The sequence below is a fragment of the Pseudomonas sp. AC239 genome (assembly GCF_979258545.1).
This window is the reverse complement of record NZ_OZ409864.1, coordinates 3,409,133-3,432,769: the sequence shown is the minus strand read 5'-3', so window position 1 is coordinate 3,432,769 and position 23,637 is coordinate 3,409,133. Positions and strand designations below refer to the sequence as shown.

20 protein-coding genes are annotated in these 23,637 nt (G+C 61.3%); 8 read left to right on the top strand and 12 right to left on the bottom strand.

Annotated features, from left to right (window positions below; all coding sequences use genetic code 11):
• The first annotated feature begins 145 nt into the window (after positions 1–145).
• From ACZ0AZ_RS15595 to ACZ0AZ_RS15585, 3 genes are read left to right on the top strand one after another with little or no spacing between them, the layout of a single operon-like run.
• Complete coding sequence (locus tag ACZ0AZ_RS15595) at positions 146–448, top strand: ArsR/SmtB family transcription factor (RefSeq protein ID WP_016771327.1); 303 nt, start codon at positions 146–148, stop codon at positions 446–448.
• A 34-nt stretch (positions 449–482) separates the two neighbouring features.
• Entirely contained in the window at positions 483–1,649 is a 1,167-nt protein-coding gene (locus ACZ0AZ_RS15590) for an MFS transporter (RefSeq protein WP_016771328.1), read from the top strand.
• Between the two features lie 33 nt (positions 1,650–1,682).
• Entirely contained in the window at positions 1,683–2,732 is a 1,050-nt protein-coding gene (locus tag ACZ0AZ_RS15585) for an alkene reductase (RefSeq protein WP_016771329.1), read from the top strand.
• 211 nt (positions 2,733–2,943) lie between these two features.
• Here the strand turns inward: ACZ0AZ_RS15585 and emhR are convergent, their stop codons facing one another.
• Positions 2,944–3,576, bottom strand: a complete 633-nt coding sequence (emhR, locus tag ACZ0AZ_RS15580; RefSeq protein WP_016771330.1) for an efflux system transcriptional repressor EmhR — start codon at positions 3,574–3,576, stop codon at positions 2,944–2,946.
• 266 nt (positions 3,577–3,842) lie between these two features.
• Here emhR and emhA point away from each other — a divergent pair, with 266 nt between their 5' ends.
• The 4 genes from emhA to ACZ0AZ_RS15560 all read left to right on the top strand — a co-directional run bounded on the left by emhA (position 3,843) and on the right by ACZ0AZ_RS15560 (position 11,327).
• Positions 3,843–5,000, top strand: a complete 1,158-nt coding sequence (gene emhA, locus ACZ0AZ_RS15575; RefSeq protein ID WP_039762673.1) for an efflux RND transporter periplasmic adaptor subunit EmhA — start codon at positions 3,843–3,845, stop codon at positions 4,998–5,000.
• A gap of 3 nt (positions 5,001–5,003) precedes the next feature.
• Positions 5,004–8,168 carry an efflux RND transporter permease subunit EmhB gene (gene emhB, locus ACZ0AZ_RS15570; RefSeq protein WP_039762672.1) on the top strand — a complete coding sequence of 1,055 codons (3,165 nt, stop codon included), beginning with the start codon at positions 5,004–5,006 and terminating at the stop codon, positions 8,166–8,168.
• Positions 8,165–9,625 carry an efflux RND transporter outer membrane subunit EmhC gene (gene emhC / locus ACZ0AZ_RS15565; RefSeq protein ID WP_129998857.1) on the top strand — a complete coding sequence of 487 codons (1,461 nt, stop codon included), beginning with the start codon at positions 8,165–8,167 and terminating at the stop codon, positions 9,623–9,625. Before emhB ends, emhC begins: the two co-directional genes overlap by 4 nt.
• Positions 9,626–10,067: 442 nt before the next feature.
• Positions 10,068–11,327, top strand: coding sequence for an OprD family porin (locus ACZ0AZ_RS15560; RefSeq protein ID WP_129998856.1), 1,260 nt, complete (start codon positions 10,068–10,070; stop codon positions 11,325–11,327).
• Positions 11,328–11,502: 175 nt separating this feature from the next.
• On the opposite strand, the gene pcaC is transcribed toward ACZ0AZ_RS15560, so the two are convergent.
• From pcaC to pcaR, 11 genes are all read right to left on the bottom strand, one after another.
• Complete coding sequence (gene pcaC, locus ACZ0AZ_RS15555; RefSeq protein WP_129998855.1) at positions 11,503–11,895, bottom strand: 4-carboxymuconolactone decarboxylase; 393 nt, start codon at positions 11,893–11,895, stop codon at positions 11,503–11,505.
• Positions 11,896–11,905: 10 nt separating this feature from the next.
• Positions 11,906–12,697: a 3-oxoadipate enol-lactonase gene (gene pcaD, locus ACZ0AZ_RS15550; RefSeq protein ID WP_463537687.1), complete on the bottom strand. Its 792-nt coding sequence runs from the start codon at positions 12,695–12,697 to the stop codon at positions 11,906–11,908.
• A gap of 11 nt (positions 12,698–12,708) precedes the next feature.
• Complete coding sequence (locus ACZ0AZ_RS15545; RefSeq protein ID WP_463537686.1) at positions 12,709–14,073, bottom strand: 3-carboxy-cis,cis-muconate cycloisomerase; 1,365 nt, start codon at positions 14,071–14,073, stop codon at positions 12,709–12,711.
• Positions 14,074–14,118: 45 nt separating this feature from the next.
• The gene (locus ACZ0AZ_RS15540) at positions 14,119–15,414 is read right to left on the bottom strand and encodes an MFS family transporter (protein ID WP_039762664.1); all 1,296 of its coding nucleotides are present in this window, start codon (positions 15,412–15,414) and stop codon (positions 14,119–14,121) included.
• A 261-nt stretch (positions 15,415–15,675) separates the two neighbouring features.
• Positions 15,676–16,242: a protocatechuate 3,4-dioxygenase subunit alpha gene (gene pcaG, locus ACZ0AZ_RS15535; RefSeq protein WP_129998852.1), complete on the bottom strand. Its 567-nt coding sequence runs from the start codon at positions 16,240–16,242 to the stop codon at positions 15,676–15,678.
• A gap of 1 nt (position 16,243) precedes the next feature.
• A complete protein-coding gene (gene pcaH, locus ACZ0AZ_RS15530; protein ID WP_463537685.1) occupies positions 16,244–16,948 on the bottom strand; it encodes a protocatechuate 3,4-dioxygenase subunit beta in 705 nt (234 codons plus the stop codon).
• 36 nt (positions 16,949–16,984) lie between these two features.
• Entirely contained in the window at positions 16,985–18,190 is a 1,206-nt protein-coding gene (gene pcaF / locus ACZ0AZ_RS15525; RefSeq protein WP_463537684.1) for a 3-oxoadipyl-CoA thiolase, read from the bottom strand.
• Positions 18,187–18,966, bottom strand: a complete 780-nt coding sequence (locus ACZ0AZ_RS15520) for a CoA-transferase subunit beta (RefSeq protein WP_039762659.1) — start codon at positions 18,964–18,966, stop codon at positions 18,187–18,189. Before ACZ0AZ_RS15520 ends, pcaF begins: the two co-directional genes overlap by 4 nt.
• Positions 18,966–19,823, bottom strand: coding sequence for a CoA transferase subunit A (locus tag ACZ0AZ_RS15515; RefSeq protein WP_073475850.1), 858 nt, complete (start codon positions 19,821–19,823; stop codon positions 18,966–18,968). The genes ACZ0AZ_RS15520 and ACZ0AZ_RS15515 overlap by 1 nt, the downstream gene beginning before the upstream one ends.
• 269 nt (positions 19,824–20,092) lie before the next feature.
• The gene (gene pcaK, locus ACZ0AZ_RS15510) at positions 20,093–21,439 is read right to left on the bottom strand and encodes a 4-hydroxybenzoate transporter PcaK (RefSeq protein WP_463537683.1); all 1,347 of its coding nucleotides are present in this window, start codon (positions 21,437–21,439) and stop codon (positions 20,093–20,095) included.
• 293 nt (positions 21,440–21,732) lie between these two features.
• Positions 21,733–22,575: a pca regulon transcriptional regulator PcaR gene (gene pcaR, locus ACZ0AZ_RS15505; protein ID WP_016771343.1), complete on the bottom strand. Its 843-nt coding sequence runs from the start codon at positions 22,573–22,575 to the stop codon at positions 21,733–21,735.
• Positions 22,576–23,206: 631 nt separating this feature from the next.
• Between pcaR and ACZ0AZ_RS15500 the strand changes: the two genes are divergently transcribed.
• Positions 23,207–23,407 (top strand): hypothetical protein, encoded by a 201-nt coding sequence (locus ACZ0AZ_RS15500; RefSeq protein WP_008080067.1) that lies wholly within the window; start codon positions 23,207–23,209, stop codon positions 23,405–23,407.
• Positions 23,408–23,637 lie beyond the last annotated feature (230 nt).

Here is a 23,637-nt window from a genome sequence, read left to right as displayed (position 1 = left end):
GGTCATCCGACACGCCCATATCGTTATAACCCGATATAGCGATTTATTCGCTCGTCAGACCATTTTCATATTGGTATATCGCGATCCAACGATTTAAAGTTCGCTCCATCGCGATATATCGCCACTGCCACCACGAGCCCAAGCCATGAACCTCGACCTCGACGAAATAATAAAAGCCCTGGCGCACCCAGTACGGCGAGACATCCTCAACTGGCTGAAAGACCCGAAAGGCGAATTCCCCGAGCAGTTGCACAACCATGAATACGGTATTTGCGCCGGGCAGATCGATCAGCGTTGCGGCCTGTCGCAATCGACCGTGTCGGCGCACCTGGCGACCCTGCAACGCGCCGGGCTGATCAGCAGCCAGAAGGCCGGGCAGTGGCATTTTTTCAAACGTAACGAGGACGTCATCCAGGCGTTTCTCAGCACCCTCAGTAAAGAGCTCTGACCCTTAACGTCAGCCAGCCGACAAGGAAACCTGCATGCCCCTTTCGCTCCTCATTCTCGCCCTGAGCGCCTTCGCCATCGGCACCACCGAGTTCGTCATCATGGGCCTGCTGCCCGACGTGGCGGCGGACCTCGGTGTGTCGATTCCCGGCGCTGGCTGGCTGGTCACCGGTTACGCCCTGGGCGTGGCCATCGGTGCACCATTCATGGCGCTGGCCACCGCGAAACTGCCGCGCAAGGCCGCGCTGGTGGCGTTGATGGGCATCTTTATTGTCGGCAACCTGCTCTGCGCCATCGCCAGCGACTACAACGTGCTGATGTTTGCCCGAGTGGTCACCGCGCTGTGCCACGGTGCATTCTTCGGCATCGGCTCGGTGGTGGCGGCCAATCTGGTCGCGCCAAACAAACGTGCCTCGGCGGTCGCGTTGATGTTCACCGGTCTGACCCTGGCCAATGTTTTGGGCGTACCACTGGGCACGGCGCTGGGTCAGGAAGCCGGCTGGCGTTCGACCTTCTGGGCGGTGACCGTCATCGGTGTGATCGCGCTGATCGGCCTGATCCGGTTCCTGCCGGCCAAGCGTGACGAAGAAAAACTCGACATGCGCGCCGAACTCGCCGCGCTCAAAGGCGCCGGCATCTGGCTGTCGCTGAGCATGACCGCGCTGTTCGCCGCCTCGGTGTTCACCCTGTTCACCTATGTCGCGCCGCTGCTTGGCGAAGTCACCGGCGTGTCGCCGCGTGGCGTGACCTGGACGCTGATGCTCATCGGTCTGGGCCTGACGGTCGGCAACATCATCGGCGGCAAACTTGCCGACAAAGGCATGGCCGCCACGCTGATCGGCGTGTTTATCGCCATGGCCGTGGTTTCCACGGTACTGAGCTGGACGAGCGTTGCGCTGATCCCGACCGAGATCACCCTGTTCCTCTGGGCCACCGCGTGTTTCGCCGCTGTGCCGGCGCTGCAAGTCAACGTGGTGACCTTTGGCAAGGCTGCACCGAACCTGGTTTCGACCCTGAACATCGGCGCCTTCAACGTCGGCAACGCCCTCGGCGCCTGGGTTGGCGGCAGCGTTATCGCCCACGGCTACGGCCTGACCAGCGTGCCGCTGGCTGCCGCCGCGCTGGCTGTACTGGCCCTGCTGGTGACCTTGATTACTTTCCGCCAGAACGGCAATGCCGAGCTGGCGCCTGCTTCCAACTGATCAACTTCCTTCATTAAAGAGAGGCTTCTAGACATGGCGACTATTTTCGACCCGATCAAACTTGGCGACATCGAGCTGAACAACCGCATCATCATGGCCCCGCTGACCCGCTGCCGCGCCGACGAAGGCCGTGTGCCGAACGCGCTGATGGCCGAATACTACGTACAACGCGCCTCGGCCGGCCTGATCCTCAGCGAAGCCACGTCGGTAACGCCGATGGGCGTCGGCTACCCGGACACCCCGGGCATCTGGTCCAACGATCAAGTGCGTGGCTGGGCCAACGTGACCAAGGCGATTCACGGCGCTGGCGGCAAGATCTTCCTGCAACTGTGGCACGTTGGCCGCATCTCTCACCCTTCGTACCTGAACGGTGAAGCACCGGTCGCGCCAAGCGCCATCCAGCCAAAGGGCCACGTCAGCCTGGTGCGTCCACTGGCCGACTATCCAACCCCACGCGCCCTGGAAACCGCTGAAATCGCCGACATCGTCGACGCCTACCGCACTGGCGCCGAGAATGCCAAAGCCGCCGGTTTCGACGGCGTGGAAATCCACGGCGCCAACGGCTACCTGCTCGACCAGTTCCTGCAAAGCAGCACCAACCAGCGCACCGACCAGTACGGCGGCTCGCTGGAAAACCGTGCGCGCCTGCTGCTGGAAGTGACCGACGCCGCGATCGAAGTCTGGGGCGCTGGTCGCGTTGGTGTGCACTTGGCACCGCGTGCCGATTCCCACGATATGGGCGATGACAACCTCGCCGAAACCTTCACCTACGTCGCCCGTGAACTGGGCAAGCGTGGCATCGCGTTCATCTGCTCGCGCGAAAAAGAAGGCGCGGACAGCCTCGGCCCGCAACTGAAAGAAGCGTTCGGCGGCCCATACATTGCCAACGAGAAGTTCACCAAGGAAAGCGCCAACGAGTGGCTGGCCAGTGGCAAGGCAGACGCGGTCGCGTTCGGCGTGCCGTTCATTGCCAACCCGGATCTGCCGGCACGTTTGCAGGCCGATGCGCCGTTGAACGAGCCACATCCGGAGACTTTCTACGGCAAGGGTCCGGTCGGCTATATCGACTATCCGACCTTGTAATCACGCTGTAGCGCAGAAACGAGAAAGCCCCGGACTTGTGAAAGTCCGGGGCTTTTTGCTGTTGGCGCAGGGTAAGAGCCAGCGAACAACGTTTCACAACAGCGACACAATTTCCCTACAAAATCCGCGGCTGGCTACGTTTAAACTCCCCGCCGCGATCATCAGCCATGGCGGCTGATTGACATCTCCCTGGGCAATTGCGCATTTTGTTTCATTTGCGCAGGCTTGGGCTCAGGCGCAGCATGTCCAGCCCGGTGTCGACCCAGCGTTCAGCCTCGGCGTGCAGTTCGAAGCTGTCCGGGGCCAGCAGCCAGCCGTACAGCAGGCCGTCGATGTAGGCATGAATGCTGATCGCCGCGCGGGCAGTGTCGAGATCTTCCGGCAACTGGCCGCGATTCACCGCATTACGCAGGGTCAGGCCGATGCGCAAGTTGCAATCGAGACTGGCCGTCCGGCGCTGCTGGCGCAGATCGCACATTTCATCGGTGAACTCGCACTTATGAAACAGAATTTCGTTGATGCGCCGGGTTTTCGGGTCCAGTGCAACTTGATGAAACAAATGAATCAGCAACTGGCGCATGCAGCCCAGCGGGTCCGGTTCGTCCTCGCTTTCGCTGGCCTTGGCCAGTTCATCCAGCGGTTCGTGCAGGCTGTCGAGCATGGCCTGGACCAGGTCGGCCTTGTTGCTGAAATGCCAGTAGATGGCGCCACGCGTCACGCCGGCGAGGGTCGCGATGTCCGCCAGGGTGGTGCGGGCAACCCCCCTTTCATAGAAGGCTTTCTCGGCCGCTTCCAGAATCTGGCTGCGGGTTTCCTGAGCTTCCTCTTTGGTACGACGGACCATGGCAGTAAAACCTCAAACAGGATGTTTCAGGGATGGCTGAATATCCGCTGAATAAAGAGGGGGCGATCTCTCGTGAATCGACTCCCCGGCCTACAATTTCAAACCTTGCGACGACTTTTGTATCAGGGTGGGTACGCGGCGCAGGTGTTTACAAACAACCATGAACGTAAGTATATTACTTAGCAAGCTACTTATCCACCCGGTGCCCGATTTTTACTCTTTCACACTTCTTGTGCGCTTCTTGCGCGCCTGACCCGAGGATCTTCATGCAATTCAAGCCAGCTGTTACCGCTCTGGTCACTGCCGTCGCCCTGGCATCGCTGCTCAGCGGATGTAAAAAGGAAGAAGCGGCCCCTGCCGCTCCGCCTCCTCAGGTCGGCGTCGTCACCCTGCAACCACAAGCCTTTACCCTCACCTCCGAGCTGCCGGGCCGCACCAGTGCGTTCCGCATCGCTGAAGTTCGCCCGCAGGTCAACGGCATCATCCTCAAGCGTTTGTTCAAGGAAGGCGCCGACGTCAAAGCCGGCCAGCAGCTGTATCAGATCGATCCGTCGGTCTACGAAGCGACCTTGAAAAGCGCCGAAGCCAACCTGCGTTCGACCAAGTCGATCTCCGACCGCTACAAGCAGCTGGTCGATGAGCAAGCGGTGAGCCGTCAGGAATACGACACCGCGCTGGCCAACCGCCTGCAATCGGAAGCGTCGCTGCAGACTGCGCAGATCAACGTGCGTTACACCAAGGTCTACGCGCCGATCTCTGGCCGTATCGGCCGCTCTTCGGTCACCGAAGGCGCACTGGTCAGCAATGGCCAGGCCGATGCAATGGCAGTGATTCAGCAGCTCGACCCGATCTACGTCGACGTGACCCAGTCGTCGGTGGAACTGCTGGAACTTCGCCGCGAACTGGAAAGCGGCCGTCTGCAGAAGGCTGGCGACAACGCCGCTGCGGTCAAGCTGACCCTGGAAGACGGCAGCCAGTACAAGCTCGACGGCAAGCTGGAATTCTCCGAAGTCTCGGTTGACCAGACCACTGGCTCGGTGACCCTGCGCGCGGTGTTCCCGAACCCGGATCACACCCTGCTGCCAGGCATGTTCGTTCACGCCCAACTGCAGGCCGGCGTCAACAGCGCAGCGATCCTTGCGCCGCAACAAGGCGTGACCCGCGACCTCAAAGGCACCCCGACCGCATTGGTCGTCGGCGCCGACAACAAAGTCGAGCTGCGTCAGCTCAAGGCCAGCCGCACCGTCGGCAGCCAGTGGCTGATCGAAGACGGCCTGAAAGCCGGCGATCGTCTGATCACCGAAGGGCTGCAGTACGTCAAACCGGGCGTCGAGGTCAAAGCGACCGAGGCGACTAACGTCGGCACCAAGAACCCGGCCCCCGCACAGGCAGCTGACAAAGCCGCCGGCGGCAAAGGGGAGTAACCCATGTCAAAATTCTTCATCGACCGTCCGATTTTCGCCTGGGTAATCGCCCTGGTGATCATGCTGGTCGGGGCACTTTCGATCCTGAAATTGCCGATCAACCAATACCCGAGCATTGCGCCACCGGCCATTGCGATCCAGGTGACCTACCCGGGTGCGTCCGCACAAACCGTGCAGGACACCGTGGTGCAGGTCATCGAGCAACAGCTCAACGGTATCGACAACCTGCGTTATGTATCTTCGGAAAGTAACTCCGACGGCAGCATGACCATCACCGCAACCTTCGAGCAAGGCACCAACTCCGACACCGCGCAGGTCCAGGTCCAGAACAAGCTGAACCTGGCCACCCCGCTGCTGCCGCAGGAAGTGCAGCAACAGGGTATCCGCGTGACCAAGGCAGTGAAGAACTTCCTGCTGGTGATCGGCGTGGTGTCGCGTGACGGCAGCATGACCAAGGACGACCTGTCCAACTACATCGTGTCGAACATGCAGGACCCGATCTCGCGGACCGCTGGCGTCGGTGACTTCCAGGTCTTCGGTGCGCAGTACGCGATGCGGATCTGGCTCGACCCGGCCAAGTTGAACAACTTCAACCTGACCCCGGTCGACGTGAAAAACGCCATTGCTGCGCAGAACGTCCAGGTGTCGTCCGGTCAGCTCGGTGGCTTGCCTGCCGTGCAGGGCCAGCAACTGAACGCGACGATCATCGGCAAGACCCGTCTGCAGACCGCCGAGCAGTTCAAGGAAATTCTGCTCAAGGTCAACAAGGACGGCTCGCAGGTGCGCCTCAAAGACGTGGCTGAAGTCGGCCTCGGCGGTGAGAACTACGCGATCAGCGCCCAGTTCAACGGCAGCCCGGCGTCCGGTCTGGCGGTGAAACTGGCCAACGGCGCCAACGCCCTCGATACGGCCAAAGCGCTGCGCAACACCATCGACAGCCTCAAGCCGTTCTTCCCGCAAGGCATGGAAGTGGTGTTCCCGTATGACACCACCCCGGTGGTGACCGAGTCGATCAAAGGCGTGGTGCACACCCTGGTCGAAGCGATCGCGCTGGTGTTCCTGGTGATGTTCCTGTTCCTGCAGAACTTCCGCGCCACCGTCATCACCACGATGACCGTGCCGGTGGTACTGCTCGGTACATTCGGCATCCTCGCCGCCGCCGGTTTCAGCATCAACACCCTGACCATGTTCGGCATGGTGCTGGCCATCGGTCTGCTGGTGGACGACGCCATCGTCGTGGTGGAAAACGTCGAGCGGGTGATGAGCGAAGAAGGCTTGTCACCGAAAGAAGCGACGAAGAAATCCATGGGCCAGATCCAGGGTGCACTGGTCGGTATCGCCCTCGTGCTCTCCGCGGTACTGCTGCCGATGGCGTTCTTCAGCGGCTCCACCGGTGTGATCTACAAGCAGTTCTCGATCACCATCGTGTCGGCCATGGCCCTGTCGGTACTGGTTGCCCTGATCTTCACCCCTGCGCTGTGCGCAACCATGCTCAAGCCGATTCCGAAAGGCGAGCACGGAACTCCGAAGAAAGGTTTCTTCGGCTGGTTCAACCGCAACTTCGACCGTGGCGTACGCAGCTACGAGCGTGGCGTCGGCAACATGCTGACCCGCAAGGCGCCGTACCTGCTGGCGTACCTGCTGATCGTCGTCGGCATGATCTGGCTGTTCACCCGCATCCCGACCGCATTCCTCCCGGAAGAAGACCAGGGCGTACTGTTCGCTCAGGTGCAGACCCCGGCCGGTTCCAGTGCCCAGCGTACGCAGGTGGTGGTGGATGAAATGCGTGAGTACCTGCTGCGTCCGAACAAGGACGGCGGTGAGGCGGACGCGGTGGCTTCGGTGTTTACCGTGACCGGCTTCAACTTCGCCGGCCGTGGTCAGAGCTCGGGTATGGCGTTCATCATGCTCAAGCCGTGGGGCGAACGTAACGCGGACAACAGCGTGTTCAACCTCGCTGCGCGTGCCCAGCAACACTTCTTCAGCTTCCGCGACGCGATGGTGTTTGCCTTCGCCCCGCCAGCGGTTCTGGAATTGGGTAACGCCACCGGTTTCGACGTGTTCCTGCAGGACCGTGCCGGTATCGGCCACGAAAAACTGATGGAAGCGCGCAACCAGTTCCTCGGCATGGCGGCGCAAAGCAAGGTGCTGACCCAGGTGCGTCCGAACGGCCTGAACGATGAACCGCAGTTCCAACTGGAAATCGACGACGAGAAGGCCAGTGCCCTCGGCATCACCATCAGCGACATCAACAACACCCTGTCGATCGCGCTGGGCAGTAGCTACGTCAACGACTTCATCGACCGTGGTCGGGTGAAGAAAGTCTACGTGCAGGGCCAGCCGGACTCGCGCATGAGCCCGGAAGACTTGAAGAAGTGGTACGTGCGTAACGCCGAAGGCACCATGGTTCCGTTCTCGGCATTTGCCAAGGGCGAGTGGGTCTACGGTTCGCCGAAACTGGCGCGCTATAACGGTGTGGAAGCGGTCGAGGTCCTCGGGGCTCCGGCGCCGGGTTACTCCACCGGTGAGGCGATGGCTGAAGTCGAAGCGATTGCCAAGAAGCTGCCGTCCGGTGTCGGTATCTCCTGGACCGGTCTGTCCTACGAGGAACGTCTGTCCGGCTCGCAAGCGCCAGCGCTGTACGCCCTGTCGCTGCTGATGGTGTTCCTGTGTCTGGCGGCGCTGTATGAGAGCTGGTCGATTCCGATCGCTGTCATGCTCGTGGTACCGCTGGGGATCATCGGTGCACTGATGGCCACCAGCCTGCGCGGTCTGTCCAACGACGTGTACTTCCAGGTGGGCTTGTTGACGACCATCGGTCTGGCGGCTAAAAACGCCATTCTGATTGTCGAATTCGCCAAGGAACTGCATGAACAGGGACGCACCCTGCGTGAAGCGGCAATCGAAGCCTGCCGCATGCGTCTGCGCCCGATCATCATGACCTCGCTGGCCTTCGTCCTCGGTGTTGTGCCGCTGGCGATTTCCACCGGCGCCGGTTCAGGCAGTCAACATGCGATCGGTACCGGCGTGATTGGCGGTATGCTCACGGCCACGATCCTGGCGATCTTCTGGGTCCCACTGTTCTTCGTTACTGTGTCGTCCATCGGTCAGCGCAAAAAGACCGACGCGGATGAGACTACTGAAACTCCTAAAGAGGCTGGCCAATGAGCAAGTCGCTACTCTCCATCGCAGTCGCCGCCTTCGTGCTGAGCGGTTGCTCGCTGATACCTGACTATCAGCAGCCTGAGGCTCCGGTCGCAGGCCAGTACCCGCAGGGGCCGGCGTACTCGCCGGCCCAGGCTCCGGCGCAAGCCGCTGCCGAACAGGGCTGGAAGCAGTTTTTCCATGACCCGGCCCTGCAACAGCTGATCCAGGTCGCCCTGGAAAACAACCGCGACCTGCGTGTCGCGGCGCTGAACATCGACGCTTACGCGGCGCAGTACCGCATCCAGCGCGCCGACCTGTTCCCGGCAGTGTCGGCCAATGCCGCCGGCAGCCGCCAGCGTCTGCCGGCCCGTGCCTCGCAGACCGGCGAGTCGGGGATCACCAGCTCCTACTCGGCGACCGTCGGCGTCAGCGCCTACGAACTCGATCTGTTCGGTCGGGTGCGCAGCCTGAGCGAGCAAGCGCTGCAACAATACTTCGCTACTGAAGAAGCACGCCGCAGTACGCAGATCAGTCTGGTCGCCAACGTCGCCAATGCCTACCTGACCTGGCAGGCGGACAAGGAACTGCTCAAGCTGACGCAGGACACCCTGGGTGCCTTCGAAGAAAGCTACAAGCTGACCAGCCGCAGCAACGAAGTCGGTGTGGCCTCGGCGTTGGATCTGGCGCAGTCGCGCACTTCCGTGGAAAACGCCCGGGCACAGCTGGCGCGCTATACCCGCCAGGTCGCGCAGGACGAAAACAGCCTGACCCTGCTGCTTGGCACCGGTATCCCGGCCAACCTGCAAGCGGCCAAACCGCTGTCCGATGACCTGCTCAGCGACGTGCCGGCCGGTCTGCCTTCGGATCTGCTGCAACGCCGCCCGGACATTCTGCAAGCCGAGTACAACCTGAAGGCGGCCAACGCCAACATCGGCGCGGCGCGTGCAGCGTTCTTCCCGAGCATCAGCCTGACCGCCAACGCGGGCAGCCTGAGCCCGGATCTGTCCGGCCTGTTCAAGGGTGGTTCGGGGACGTGGCTGTTCCAGCCGCAGATCAACCTGCCGATCTTCAACGCCGGCAGCCTGCGCGCCAGCCTCGACTACGCCAAGATCCAGAAGGACATTGGCGTGGCGAACTACGAGAAGTCGATCCAGACCGCCTTCCAGGAAGTCGCCGACGGCCTCGCCGCCCGCCAGACCTATACCGAGCAGCTGCAGGCGCAACGTGACTTCGTTCAGGCCAACCAGGATTACTACCGCCTGGCCGAACGTCGCTATCGCATCGGCGTCGACAGCAACCTGACCTTCCTCGATGCCCAGCGTCAGCTGTTCAGCGCGCAACAAGCGCTGATCACCGACCGCCTCGCGCAGCTGAACAGCGCGGTCAACCTGTACAAGGCATTGGGCGGTGGCTGGAATGCGCAAACTGCGCAGAACGAACCGCTGAAAGAAGAAGCGCCGAAGATGAAGCTGTTCTGATCATCATCGAGTGAAACAAAAAGCCCACCGACTGGTGGGCTTTTTGTTGCCTGCCATAAAACTACGTTGTCTTGTCTGGCCTCATCGCTGGTAAGCCAGCTCCCACAATGTTCTGTGGTGTACCCAAATTTGTGAGCGATGCAAAAATCTGTGGGAGCTGGCTTGCCAGCGATGAGGCCCTCACATTCACCCAAAAACCGGCTGAATCTTGCGTTCGATAACCGCCCAAAACCCGCTTTCAGCAATTGAACCCGAACCTCCAGGCGCTTCACCATTCGAACCAGAAAACCAATAACAACAAGGTTCGACACCATGCTCCAGCGCCCTGCCCCGCCCGGCTGACCGCCACGGTTTCATCTCAGACCTGCATCACGTTGCCTGCGCCGCCAACGCCGCGCCAGCGCAGCCGTTCGCCCTAAAAAAACAAGAGAGACCCAAGTCCATGACAGTTTTCCCTGTGCCCTACGCATTGCCCGCTGTGATCGCCCTGACTATCGCCGGTCTGGCCCTGCCAGCCAGCGCCGAAGAAAGCGGTTTCGTCGAGGGCGCCAAGGTCAACCTGAACCTGCGCAACTTCTATATCAACCGCAACTTCACCAACCCGACCAAGACCCAAGGCAAAGCTGAAGAGTGGACGCAGAGTTTCATCCTCGACGCCAAATCCGGTTTCACCCAAGGCACGGTCGGCTTCGGCATGGACGTGCTCGGGCTGTATTCGGTCAAGCTCGATGGCGGTAAAGGCACGGGCGGCACGCAGTTGTTGCCGCTGGACCATGACGGTCGCCCGGCGGACAACTTTGGCCGCACCAACGTCGCCTTCAAGGCCAAGCTTTCGCGGACCGAAGTCAAGGTCGGTGAGTGGATGCCGGTGCTGCCGATTCTGCGTTCGGACGACGGTCGCTCGCTGCCGCAAACCTTCCGTGGCGGCCAGATCACCTCGAAGGAAATCGCCGGCCTGACCCTCTATGGCGGCCAGTTCCGCGCCAACAGCCCGCGCGACGACAGCAGCATGAGCGACATGTCGATGACCGGCAAAGCCGCGTTCACCTCAGATCGCTTCAACTTCCAGGGCGGCGAATACCTGTTCAACGACAAGCGCACGCAGATCGGCTTGTGGAACGCGCAACTCAAGGACATCTACAGCCAGCAGTACCTCAACGTGCTGCACAGCCAGCCGCTCGGCGACTGGACGCTGGGCGCCAACCTCGGCTTTTTCTACGGCAAGGAAGATGGCAGCGCTCGCGCCGGCGATCTGGACAACAAGACCTGGTACGGGATGTTTTCGGCCAAGTATGGCGGCAACACGTTCTACCTCGGCCTGCAGAAACTCACCGGCGACAGCGCCTGGATGCGCGTCAACGGCACCAGTGGCGGGACGCTGGCCAACGACAGCTACAACGCCAGTTATGACAACGCTCAGGAACGCTCCTGGCAGTTGCGCCACGACTACAACTTCGCCGCCATGGGCATCCCCGGCCTGACCCTGATGAACCGCTACATCAGCGGCGACAACGTGCACACCGGGACGATCACCGACGGCAAGGAATGGGGTCGCGAGTCGGAACTGGGTTACACGGTGCAGAGCGGCACGTTGAAGGATTTGAACGTCAGATGGCGCAACTCGACCATGCGCCGCGACTTCAGCAACAACGAGTTCGACGAGAACCGGTTGATCGTCAGCTACCCGATCAGCCTTCTCTAACCACACATGCCCCACTGTGGGAGCGAGCCTGCTCGTGAAAGCGCAGCTTCTGTCGACATCTCTGTCGAATATGAAATGGTCTTCGCGAGCAAGCTCGCTCCCACATTTGTTTTGTGATCGACACAACTCCAATGTGGGAGCGAGCTTGCTCGCGAAGGCGTAATTTCGGGCGCCATCAATCCCGGGATTCGACTCCTAGCTCATCCCACACCGATTCCGCCAGATGAAACGTCGCATTCGCCGCCGGGATGCCGCAGTAGATTGCGCTCTGCATGATCACTTCCTTGATCTCGGCACGGCTCACGCCGTTGTTGGCCGCTGCGCGCAGGTGCAGTTTCAGTTCGCCCTCGCGGTTCATACCGATCAGCATGGCGATGGTGATCAGGCTGCGGGTGTGCCGGGGCAGGCCCGGGCGGGTCCAGATATCGCCCCAGGCGTGGCGGGTGATCATCTCCTGGAATTCCGAGTTGAACTCAGTCAGCGTGGTCAGGCTGCGATCGACGTGGGCATCGCCCAGCACCGCGCGGCGGACTTGCATGCCTTCGTCGTAACGTTGTTTCTCGTCCACAAATTCTTCCTCACTGAGCCTGCAAAAACGCCAGCACACGGTCGCTGAAAGCGGCACCGGCCTGCACGTTGGACAAATGCGCCGCATGGAACTCGGCGTACTCGGCACCGCGCACGTGGTCGCGAATGAAGTGCCCGCCGGACGGCGGAGTTACCGCATCTTCGCTGCCGGCAATCACCAGCAACGGCACGTTGATCGAAGCCAGTTGTTCACGGAAATCGGCGTCGCGCACGGCCGCGCAGTTGGCCGCATAACCTTGTGGATTGGTTGCGGCAAGCATGTCGGTAATCTTCTTCGCCGCCTCGGGATGCGCTGCGGAAAAGTCCGGGGTGAACCAGCGCGCAATCGAGGCATCACGCAGTGCGACCATCGCCGCCGGGCCGTCGCGCAGTACGGTTTCGATGCGCGGATTCCATACCGACGGATCGCCGATTTTCGCCGCTGTGTTGCACACGATCAGTTTGTGCAGACGATGCCCGGCATTGATCCCCAGCCACTGACCGATCAGCCCGCCCATCGACAACCCGCAGAAATGCGCGCGCTCGATATGCAGCGCATCGAGCAGACCGAGCACGTCGCGACCGAGTTGTTCGATGCTGTACGGCCTTTCGGTGACCAGCGATTGCCCATGGCCGCGCGTGTCGAAACGCAGCACGCGGAAATGCTCGGCGAACGCCGGCATTTGCGCGTCCCACATGTGCAGGTCGGTGCCCAGCGAGTTGGACAGCACCAGCACCGGCGCAGCGGCCGGGCCTTCTATTTGATAATGCAGTTCGCCATCGGCGAGTTGAACGAAAGCCACAGCCCTCTCCTTCAGACAGTCAAAGCGTTGTGTTCAGCCACCGCGCGCTCGACCCAGACTTGCGCCTGGCCAAGGTAATGCGCGGGGTTCAGAAGATCATCGAGTTCAGCGCCACTGAGTTCGGCGGTGACTTGCGGCTCGTCAGCGAGCACCGCACGCAAATGGTGTTGCTCGGCCACGGCGCGTTTGCAGCATTGTTCGAGCAAGTGATGCGCGGTGTCGCGGCCGACGCGTTGGGCGAGGACGATGCTCACCGCTTCGGCCAGCACCAGGCCTTGGGTCAATTCGAGGTTGCGGGCCATGCGCGCCGCATCGACCTCCAGCCCATCGGCCAGCAAACGCGCCTGTTGCAGCGAACCGGACACCAGGCAGCAGATTTCCGGCAGCGTTTCCCATTCGGCATGCCACAAACCGAGGCTGCGTTCGTGCTCCTGCGGCATCGCGCTGAACAGCGTCGACACCAGCCCCGGCACCCGCGTGGCCGCGCCGATCAGCACCGCCGCGCCGACCGGATTGCGTTTGTGCGGCATGGTCGACGAACCGCCCTTGCCCGGTGCCGCAGGCTCAAAAACCTCCGCTGCTTCGGTCTGCATCAACAGGCTGATGTCGCGGCCGAATTTGCCGAGGCTGCCGGCGATCAAGCCAAGCACAGCGCCGAATTCGACGATGCGATCACGCTGGGTGTGCCACGGTTGCTCGGGCAGGGTCAGTTGCAGCTCTTCGGCCAATGCTTTGGCGATCGGCAACGCCTGTTCACCCAGCGCCGCGAGCGTGCCGGAGGCGCCACCGAATTGCAGCACCAGCAGACGCGGTTTCAGTTGTTGCAGACGCTGACGGCTGCGCGTGACGGCGCCCAGCCATCCAGCAATTTTCATCCCGAGGGTCACGGGCGTGGCGTGTTGCAGCCAGGTGCGCCCGGCCAGTGGCGTAGTGGCGAAACGTTGTGCCTGAGTGGCGAGCGAGTCGGCCAGTTGCGCCAGTTGCTTTTCGATCAGCGCCAGCGCCTGGCGCAATTGCAGGATGAGCCCGGAATCCATCACGTCCTGACTGGTCGCACCCAGATGCACATAGCGCTCGGCTTCGGCATCGGTCGAGGCGATCTGCTTGCCCAAGGCCTTGACCAGTGGAATCGCCGAATTGCCGGCCGTGGCGATCGCCTCACCCAGCACCGCAAAGTCGTACAGGCCCGCCTCGCACGCTGCGGCAATCGGTGCCACCGCCGATGAAGGAATCAGCCCGACCCGCGCTTCGGCCCGGGCCAGCGCCGCTTCGAAATCGAGCATCGCCTGTACGCGGCCCTGATCGCAGAACACTTCGCGCATATCGCGGGCGGTGAAATAGGCATCGAACAATTGATTGCCCGGTCGCTGAGTCATAAACAGTCCTTGCCGGCGCGGGCCTCGCAGCCCGCGCACATGGGTTTACAGATCGTGGTGCAGATACTTCGCCTGCTTGGGCAAACGCAGGCTGAACAGGAAGGCCACCGCCATCATCGCCGTGACGTACCAGTAGAAGGCGTTTTCCATGCCGCCGGCCTTGAGGCTCAGGGCAACAAACTCTGCCGAGCCACCGAAGATCGCATTCGCCACTGCGTAGGCCAGGCCGACACCCAGCGCGCGGACTTCAGGCGGGAACATCTCGGCTTTCACCAGACCACTGATCGAGGTGTAGAAACTGACGATCGCCAGCGCCAGAGTGATCAGTACAAAGGCGAGGAACGGACTGCTGATGCTTTTCAGGCTGAGCAGGATCGGCACGGTGAACAGCGTGCCGAGGGCGCCGAACCAGAGCATCGAGTTACGTCGGCCGATCTTGTCGGCGAGCATGCCGAACAACGGCTGCATGCACATATACAGGAACAGCGCGCCAGTCATGATGTAGCTGGCGGTCTTGGCGTGCATGCCGGCGGTGTTCACCAGGTATTTCTGCATGTAGGTGGTGAAGGTATAGAAAATCAGCGATCCGCCAGCGGTGTAGCCGAGCACAGTGATGAACGCCGCTTTGTGATCGCGGAACAGCGCGGTGATGCTGCCGGCGTCCTTGTGCGCGCGGGTTTCCTCGTTGGTGGTTTCCTTCAGCGAACGACGCAGGAACAGCGAAATCAGCGCCGCCACCGCACCGACCACAAACGGAATCCGCCAGCCGTAGGCACGCAGATCTTCTTCAGTGAGGAACTGTTGCAGCACCACCACCAGCGACACCGCCAGCAGTTGCCCGCCAATCAACGTGACGTACTGGAACGAGGCGAAGAAACCGCGCTGACCCTTGAGCGCAACTTCGCTCATGTAAGTCGCGGTGGTGCCGTATTCGCCGCCGACCGACAGACCTTGCAGCAAACGCGCGAACAGCAACAGCACTGGCGCCCAGACACCGATGTCCTTGTACGTTGGCAAGCAGGCAATCAACAGCGAGCCGAAGCACATCATCAGAATCGAGATGAGCATCGAATTCTTGCGCCCGTGCTTGTCAGCGACGCGGCCGAAAATCCAGCCACCAATCGGACGCATCAGGAACCCGGCAGCGAACACGCCAGCGGTGTTGACCAGTTGCACCGTCGGGTTATCGGAGGGGAAGAACGCCGGGGCGAAATAGATAGCGCAGAAGGCGTAGACGTAGAAGTCGAACCATTCGACGAGGTTGCCGGACGAAGCGCCGACGATGGCGAAGATGCGCTTGCTGCGCTCTTCACCGGTGTAATGGGAGGTGGGCGTTGTCATTGTTTTTTCACTCGATAGGGACAGTCACAGTCTAGACATACTTTGCAACAGTCCCGTTCCACATCGGATCGTCACCCGCGCTTGGATCAGCTTTGTGGCGAGGGGATTTATCCCCGCTCGAGTGCGAAGCACTCGCAAATCAGATACACGCGGTTCATCTGAATACCCCGCCGACTGGTTTTTGGGGCTGCTTCGCAGCCCAGCGGGGATAAATCCCCTCACCACAGGGAATCTGTCCTGCAGGGGATTTGGGGTGTTCTCTCAATAATCGAAGAACACCGTCTCGGCATCGGTGCCCTGCAGAACTACATTCCACTGGTAAACGCCGGATGCATCCGCCTTGGCCAGCAATGTCTGACGACGCTCCGCCGGCACACACTCGAGCAACGGATCAGCAACGTTCGCCGGGTCACCCTCGAAATAAATCCGCGTCAGCAGGTGCTTCACCAACCCTCGGGCGAACACCAATACCACCAGATGCGGCGCCTGAGTCGAGCCTTTCAGGCCGGGCACGGTGCCGGGTTTGATCGTGGTGAAACGGAAGCGCCCTTCGGCGTCCACTGGCACCCGACCGAAACCTTCGAAATTCGGATCCAGCGGCTTGTCCTGATGGTCTTCCGGGTGGTCGTACTTGCCGGCGGCGTTGGCCTGCCAGACTTCGAGCATGGCGTCGTTGACGACATCGCCATTGCCGTCCACCACCTGGCCGGTGATCGCCACGCGCTCGCCGAGGGTCAGTTCGTTGGCCAGGGTTTCGCGGTTCAGCCAGGTCAGGCCGATGTGGTAATACGGCCCGACGGTGTGGGACGTGGTCGCATAGAGCGTCATCTTATTTCTCCATCGGCGTGGCTTCACGGCCGCGCAGCACGATGTCCCAGCGGTAACCGAGGGCGTAGGACGGAATGGTTTTTTCCAGATCGAAACTGGCGATCAAGCGTTCCTTGGCCGAAGTGTCCGGCACGCAGTTGTAGATCGGGTCGTACGCCAGCAGCGGATCACCGGGGAAGTACATTTGCGTGACCAGACGCGTAAGGATGCTCGGCCCGAACAGGGAAAAATGGATATGCGCCGGGCGCCAGGCGTTGTGGTGGTTGCCCCACGGATAGGCGCCGGGCTTGATGGTCTGGAACTGGTACCAGCCATCGGCATCGGTGACGGTGCGGCCGGTGCCGGTAAAGTTCGGGTCCAGCGGCGCGTCGTGCAGGTCGCGGGCATGGTTGTAGCGGCCGGCGGCGTTGGCCTGCCAGATCTCCACCAGAATCCCCGGCACCGGCAGGCCGTCTTCGTCGAGCACGCGGCCGTGAATGATGATGCGCTCGCCCAACGGCTCGCCGTCGTGCTGTGCGGTGAGGTCATTGTCCTTCTCGGCAACGTGTTCGGCACCGATGGTCGGCCCGGTGATTTCCGAAAGTGAATGGGGCAGGTACACCAAAGGCTTGGACGGCGAGCGCAGGTTGGTGGATTGATACGTCGGGTGCAGGTAGTCAGGCTGAGTGCCTGTCTGTGGGCGACGGTAACCAGGCTTGTCAGTCATTTCGCTTTCCTCAGTTCTTGTAAGTGCCGCAGCGCGTCAGACACGTTCGATGGCCAGGGCCAGACCCTGGCCAACACCGACGCACATGGTCGCCAGACCTTTCTTGCCGCCAGTCTTTTCCAGATGATGCAGGGCAGTCAGCACCAGCCGCGCACCGCTCATGCCCAATGGGTGACCGAGAGCAATCGCGCCGCCATTCGGGTTGACCTGCGGCGCATCGTCGTCCAGGCCCAACTCGCGCAATACCGCGAGGCCCTGGCTGGCAAACGCTTCGTTGAGCTCGATCACGTCGAAATCGCTGACGGCGACGCCGAGGCGCTCGGTCAGTTTGCGCACCGCTGGCACCGGGCCGATGCCCATCACCCGTGGCGCGACACCGGCGCTGGCCATGCCGAGCACTTTTGCGCGGGCGGTCAGGCCGTGTTTTTTCACCGCTTCGGCTGACGCCAGAATCAGCGCAGCAGCACCATCGTTGACCCCGGAGGCATTGCCGGCAGTAATGGTTTTGTCCGCGCCGTTGACCGGTTTCAGTTTGGCCAGCGCTTCAATGGTGGTGTCGGCGCGCGGATGTTCGTCCTCGCTGACCACGGTTTCGCCTTTTTTGTGGGCGATGCGCACTTCGACGATTTCTTCAGCGAAGTATCCGGCGGCTTGAGCGGCGGCGGTACGTTGCTGACTGCGCAAGGCAAAGGCGTCCTGATCTGCGCGCGAAACCTTGTAGTCGTCGGCGACGTTATCAGCGGTCTGCGGCATGGCATCGACGCCGTACTGCGCCTTCATCAGCGGGTTGATGAAACGCCAGCCGATGGTGGTGTCTTCCAGTTTCATATTGCGCGAAAACGCCGCGTCGGCCTTGCCCATCACGAACGGCGCGCGGGACATCGATTCGACGCCACCGGCAATCGCCAGCTCCATCTCGCCACTGGCGATGGCGCGGAATGCGGTGCCGATCGCGTCCATGCCCGAGGCGCAGAGGCGATTGAGCGTCACGCCGGGCACACTGTCCGGCAGGCCGGCGAGCAGCAATGCCATGCGCGCAACGTTGCGGTTGTCTTCGCCGGCCTGATTGGCGCAGCCGAGGAACACCTCATCGACCGCCTTCCAGTCCACCGATGGATTGCGCTCCATCAAGGCTTTGATCGGCACGGCGGCGAGGTCATCGGCGCGCACGGCGGACAGTGCGCCGCCGAAACGGCCAATAGGGGTGCGAATCGCATCGCAGATATACACGTCACGCATCATGCTTCTCCCGGCGCCTGACCGTGGGCGGCAGCGGTGCGCGCTTCAAGATCACGCAGTGCGGTCAGCTCGACTTCGGTCGGCTCAGCGGTGGTTGCAACGGAGTCGGCAAAACGAATCGCCCAACCGGTGGCGGCGACCACTTGCTCGCGGGTCACGCCCGGATGCAGCGCAGTGACCACGAATTCGTGGGTGCCCTCCTCCGGTTCCATGATGCACAGGTCGGTGATGATGCCCACCGGCCCGGCGCCCGGCAGGCCCAGACGTTTACGCGAATCGCCACCCTCGCCATGACCGACCGAGGTGATGAAATCGAGTTTGTCGACAAACGACCGCGCCGACTGTTTAAGGATGATCAACACGCTTTTCGCCGAACCGGCGATCTCCGGCGCGCCACCGGCACCCGGCAGACGCACTTTTGGCGCGTGGTAGTCGCCGACCACGGTGGTGTTGATGTTGCCGAAACGGTCGACCTGCGCGGCGCCGAGAAAACCGACGTCGATGCGCCCGCCCTGCAGCCAGTAGCGAAAAATCTCACCGGTCGGCACCACGGTGTCGGCGGTCTCGGCCAACTCGCCGTCACCGATGGACAGCGGCAGTACGCTCGGCTTGGCGCCAATCGGGCCGGATTCGTAAATCAGCACTACGTCCGGCGATGATGTCAGGCGCGCAAGGTTGGCGGCTTTCGAGGGCAGGCCGATGCCGACGAAGCATACCGAGCCGTTCTTCAGGCGCCGGGCCGCCGCGACGGTCATCATTTCATTGGTGGTGTAAGTCATTACTTGGCCTCCGAAGCAGCGGCCAATTTGGCCTGGAATTCGCTGAAGTCAGCGCAGCCATGGATGTATTCGTTGATCCACGCGGTAAACGTCTCACGGTCGCGAGCGATCGGGTCCCACGCCTGATAGAAACGATTGTCACGCTCGGTGTAACCGTGGGCGTAGGACGGATGCGCGCCGCCCGGCACGTGACAGACCGCACTCAAGGCCCAGGTCGGCAGTACGCAAGCGTTCATCGGTGCGTTGAGGTCGTCGACGATTTCTTCCACGGTGACGATGCAGCGTTTGGCGGCCAGCGCGGCTTCTTTCTGCACACCGAGAATGCCCCAGAGCAACACGTTGCCCTTGCGGTCGGCTTTCTGCGCGTGAATCACGGTGACGTCCGGGCGTACCGATGGCACTGCCGCCAGCACTTCGCCGGTGAACGGACAGGTCACGGTTTTGATCAGCGGATTGACCTTCGGCAGGTCGGAGCCGGCGTAGGCACGCAGCACCGCGAACGGCAGGCCGGACGCGCCGGCAACGTAGGCGTTGGCGAGGTCGGCGTGGCTGTGCTCTTCGATTTCCAGCGGATGCGGCCATTGTTTCTCGACCGCGTCACGCAGACGGTGCAGAGAGCCCACGCCCGGGTTGCCGCCCCAGGAGAAAATCAGTTTGCGCGCGCAACCGGCGCCGATCAGTTGGTCGTAGATCAGGTCAGGCGTCATCCGCACCAGCGTCAGATCTTTCTTGCCTTGACGAATGATTTCATGACCCGCTGCTGTAGGGATCAGGTGCGTGAAGCCTTCGAGGGCGACGGTATCGCCGTCGTTGACGAATTGCTTCACCGCGTCGTGCAGCGAAAGGATCTCAGCCATGGAGCGGGCTCCTGTTCTTGTAAGGAATCGCCAGTGATAAAAAGGCGCGAGGTTCAGCGCCGGAGTCACTGAAGATTAAGCTCGGGAAAATCGCCAAACAATCCGATAATCGACTGAGTGTTCGTTTATCGAACGGATTGTTGTTCAGCTAACAATCAGATCAAAAGCTTCGCGAGCAGGCTCGCTCCCACCTTGGAATGCATTCCAGAATGTGGGAGCGAGCCTGCTCGCGAAGGGGCCAGCCTGTTCAATAACGATCTGCGCCCGATTCAGGTCGCATCCGCATGACTGACCATGCCCTTGATCAACACCGCCGCCGTCGCCAACCCCGCCGGGATCACCAGCGCGGTCAGCACCTGCTCGAAATTCCAGCCCAGGCCGAGCAAGGTTGCGCCCATCCACGCGCCGAGGATCGCGCCGAAGCGGCCGATGCCGAGCATCCACGACACCCCGGTCGCGCGTCCTTGCGTCGGGTAGAAGCGCGCGGCCAATGACGGCATCGCCGATTGCGCGCCGTTGACGCACATGCCTGCCACCAGCACCAGCGTCGCCAGCAAGGTGATGTTGCCCAGGCTTTGCCCTACCGCGTAGGCAAACACCCCGGCCAGCAGGTAGAAAATGCCGATGACCTTGTGCGGATTGAAGCGGTCCATCGCCCAGCCCACCCCGACCGCGCTCAACACGCCGCCAAACTGGAACAACGCGCCGATGAACGCGGCCTGTTCCATGCTCGCACCGCTGTCGCGCATCAGCGTCGGCAGCCAACTGGTCAGCAGGTATACGATCACCAGGCCCATGAAATAGGTCAGCCACAACAGCAGCGTGCCGGTGCTGTAAGTGCCGGAGAAAATCACCGCGAAGACATTGCGCGCCTTCACGGTTTTCTGTTCCGGCACGCTGAAGCTCGACGCCTGGGCGACGGCAACCGGGTCGATCGGCGCGAGGGTCTTGCGTACTTTGTCGGTGCCTCGGTTGCGCACCACCAGGTAGCGCGCCGATTCCGGCAGCCAGAACAGCAGCACTACCGCGAGGATCAATGGCAGGATCCCGCCGATCATCAGCAACGCGTGCCAGCCGAAGGCCGGGATCAGTTTTGCCGAGATGAAACCGCCGCCGGCCATGCCGAGGTTGAAGCCGCAGAACATGCTGGTCACCAGCAGCGACTTCTTGCGCTCCGGGGTGTATTCCGAGAGCAGCGTCGTGGCGTTGGGCATGCCCGCGCCGAGACCGAGGCCGGTGAGGAAGCGCAACACCAGCAGTTGTTCGACGTTGGTGCTGTAAGCCGAGGCCAGGCTGAAGCCGCCGAACAGAATCACCGCACCGACGAGTACGACTTTTCGCCCGAAGCGGTCAGCCAACGGGCCGGAGCCGAGCGCGCCGAAGACCATGCCGATCAGCGCGGCACTCATCACCGGGCCGAGGCTGGCGCGATCAATGCCCCAGTCTTGCGACAGCGCCGGGGCGATGAAGCCCATGGCGGCGGTGTCGAGGCCGTCGAGAAATACGATCAGGAAACACAGGATCACCACTCGCCACTGATAGCGCGAGATCGGTTGGGCGTTGATAAAGGTCTGCACATCGAGGCAGTTACCCACAGCGGACTGAGGCTGGTTCATTATTTTTATTCCACGCAAAAAACGCAGTCGAACGGCGGCCGGCCAAAGGAAGGCACGGTCACAAGAATAGAAGGTTGTTATCAGGCGTTGCGGTGAACCCGGCAACAACGGGTGGGATACGGACAGTCGGGGAGCGAGCGCATGGTGAGTTGCCTCTTGTCATTATTATGGGGTCGACAGTCCGGCGAGCTCATTCACATCAGCGCCGGATGACGCTGCCGCGACATTAATGATCCGAGGGTTTTAGCGTCAATTCGATAAACGCAACACTGTGCGTTTATCGAACAGCTTCCTCAGGCGAACAACTGCGCACTGAGGTCGCGACTGGCGCTGAGCAGGCCGGGCAAGAAGCGCTGCTCCAGTTCCGCGCGGCTGACTCGCCCGGCGTGGGTGCTGACATTCAGCGCGGCGACCACTTGCCCCGAGGCGTCGTACACCGGCACGGCGATCGAGCGCAGGCCCTGTTCCAGTTCCTGATCGACAATGCACCAGCCCTGTTGACGCACCTGCTGCAAACATTCGAGCAAAGCGTCGGGGGTATGAATGGTGCGGCTGGTCTTGGCCACGAGTTCAGCGTGGTCGAGGTATTCGCCCAGGGAGGTGTCATCCAGTGCCGCTAGCAGAATCCGCCCCATCGACGTGCAATACGCCGGCAACCGCCCACCGACGGAAAGGTCGACCGAGATCAATCGCTGAGTGGTCGCCGAACGCGCGATATAGAGAATGTCATCGCCCTCCAGCGTCGCCATGTTGCAGGCTTCGTGCAATTGCTCGCTCATACGGTCCAGATACGGCTGGGCCGAGACCGCCAGCGGCGTCGAGGACAGATAGGCGTGGCCGAGGGTCAGCACTTTCGGCAGCAGCGAATAGGTGCGCCCGTCGGTGGTGGCGTAGCCGAGCTTGATCAGCGTGTGCAGGCAACGGCGCACGGCGGCGCGGGGAATTTCCGTGCGATGACTGATCTGCGCGATGGTCAGGTGGCGTTTACGCTCCTGAAACGCCTGCACCACCGCCAGACCACGGGCCAGCGAGGTCATGAAATCCGGATCACCGGTCAGCGCCTGAATGCGCTTGGCCGGCGAGGCGACGATGGGCGGCGCCACCGACGTGAAAGAGTTGCGCATTTGATCGTTCATTTCTTGTCCTTGTCCGGCACGCATCGATGCCTAGTCAAACGGCTCGCCGCGCGATGCACAAGCACCGGGGCGCCAACATTGGGCGATTATCGAACCGCCGACCGATAATCGCAATCCAGACCCCTGCCCTCCTCTTCATCCTTGAGGCCGCTTTAGCGATTCTGCTCGCAACTTAGTTGTTCCAGTTAATGGCGCCAAAAACAGAACGCCTGTTCTATAACGCTGTCTTTACACTTAACTAGCGGCAAAAGTTGCCAGCAACAAAACCATCACACATTCAGAACCGTTTTTAACTTGGCAAAGATAGTCATTCCCGAATCGGCCGCTATAATGCACCCTAATCGCGGCGCTTTAATCAAAAGCCTGCGACTTGCTGAAACGAGGTCCTTCGTCTCAGCTCCGGCCAGCGCCCGGCGCCCATCACACATGCAACGCCAGCGCTCGCTGAAACAGGAAACTGATGCTGCGTCAGTTTTTATCTGGTGCCGTAGCCGCCTGTAACACGGAAGTCTTGATTGCCTCTTCAATGTCTCCGCGCCTGATCGGGCTGTGGATGACTGGCGGGGGCGCGCAATTGACTCGTTGCAGTGTGTTTCACCGGATATTCAATTCAACTCATACAGGTAGCACCGTGACAAAAGACGAACTGCGCGCGGAACTAGAGCGCCAGGAACAACGTTACAAGGAAGTTTACGGCGGGGAAGTCACCACCTACGCCGCTCAGCCGGAACCGGAACGCAAGGCATGGCGCAAGCGCCCAACCGTTCAGGATCAGGTGTTCAAGCAGGAAATCGAAAAGATCGAAAAGGAACTCAAAGCCGAAGAGCCATGAGCCACGGCGGTTGAGCATTCGATAGTCGGCGTCCACCTCGGCCACAGCGCGGTGGCAAGACGACACCTCGCGCGCCCGCTATCCGCGGGCAGCGGCTGCATCACTGTTTTGCGGCTTGTGAACGAGCGTCCCACAGGTTTCAGAGATATTTCAGACAAACGTTTGAGACTATGCGGCGTCGGAAAATTTGCCTTAAAAATCCAATTTCTTCATTAAAATCAATTAGTTGA

Excerpts from the sequence above, each read along its gene's own strand:
- pcaF (WP_463537684.1), bottom strand. The coding sequence starts at position 18,190 with ATGATGCGTGACGTGTATATCTGCGATGCGATTCGCACCCCTATTGGC.
- ACZ0AZ_RS15595 (WP_016771327.1), top strand. The coding sequence starts at position 146 with ATGAACCTCGACCTCGACGAAATAATAAAAGCCCTGGCGCACCCAGTA.
- emhB (WP_039762672.1), top strand. The coding sequence starts at position 5,004 with ATGTCAAAATTCTTCATCGACCGTCCGATTTTCGCCTGGGTAATCGCC.
- ACZ0AZ_RS15520 (WP_039762659.1), bottom strand. The coding sequence starts at position 18,966 with ATGACTTACACCACCAATGAAATGATGACCGTCGCGGCGGCCCGGCGC.
- ACZ0AZ_RS15540 (WP_039762664.1), bottom strand. The coding sequence starts at position 15,414 with ATGACAACGCCCACCTCCCATTACACCGGTGAAGAGCGCAGCAAGCGC.
- ACZ0AZ_RS15515 (WP_073475850.1), bottom strand. The coding sequence starts at position 19,823 with ATGGCTGAGATCCTTTCGCTGCACGACGCGGTGAAGCAATTCGTCAAC.
- pcaH (WP_463537685.1), bottom strand. The coding sequence starts at position 16,948 with ATGACTGACAAGCCTGGTTACCGTCGCCCACAGACAGGCACTCAGCCT.
- pcaK (WP_463537683.1), bottom strand. The coding sequence starts at position 21,439 with ATGAACCAGCCTCAGTCCGCTGTGGGTAACTGCCTCGATGTGCAGACC.
- emhR (WP_016771330.1), bottom strand. The coding sequence starts at position 3,576 with ATGGTCCGTCGTACCAAAGAGGAAGCTCAGGAAACCCGCAGCCAGATT.
- pcaR (WP_016771343.1), bottom strand. The coding sequence starts at position 22,575 with ATGAACGATCAAATGCGCAACTCTTTCACGTCGGTGGCGCCGCCCATC.
- emhA (WP_039762673.1), top strand. The coding sequence starts at position 3,843 with ATGCAATTCAAGCCAGCTGTTACCGCTCTGGTCACTGCCGTCGCCCTG.
- pcaG (WP_129998852.1), bottom strand. The coding sequence starts at position 16,242 with ATGACGCTCTATGCGACCACGTCCCACACCGTCGGGCCGTATTACCAC.
- ACZ0AZ_RS15590 (WP_016771328.1), top strand. The coding sequence starts at position 483 with ATGCCCCTTTCGCTCCTCATTCTCGCCCTGAGCGCCTTCGCCATCGGC.
- ACZ0AZ_RS15545 (WP_463537686.1), bottom strand. The coding sequence starts at position 14,073 with ATGACTCAGCGACCGGGCAATCAATTGTTCGATGCCTATTTCACCGCC.
- emhC (WP_129998857.1), top strand. The coding sequence starts at position 8,165 with ATGAGCAAGTCGCTACTCTCCATCGCAGTCGCCGCCTTCGTGCTGAGC.
- ACZ0AZ_RS15585 (WP_016771329.1), top strand. The coding sequence starts at position 1,683 with ATGGCGACTATTTTCGACCCGATCAAACTTGGCGACATCGAGCTGAAC.
- ACZ0AZ_RS15560 (WP_129998856.1), top strand. The coding sequence starts at position 10,068 with ATGACAGTTTTCCCTGTGCCCTACGCATTGCCCGCTGTGATCGCCCTG.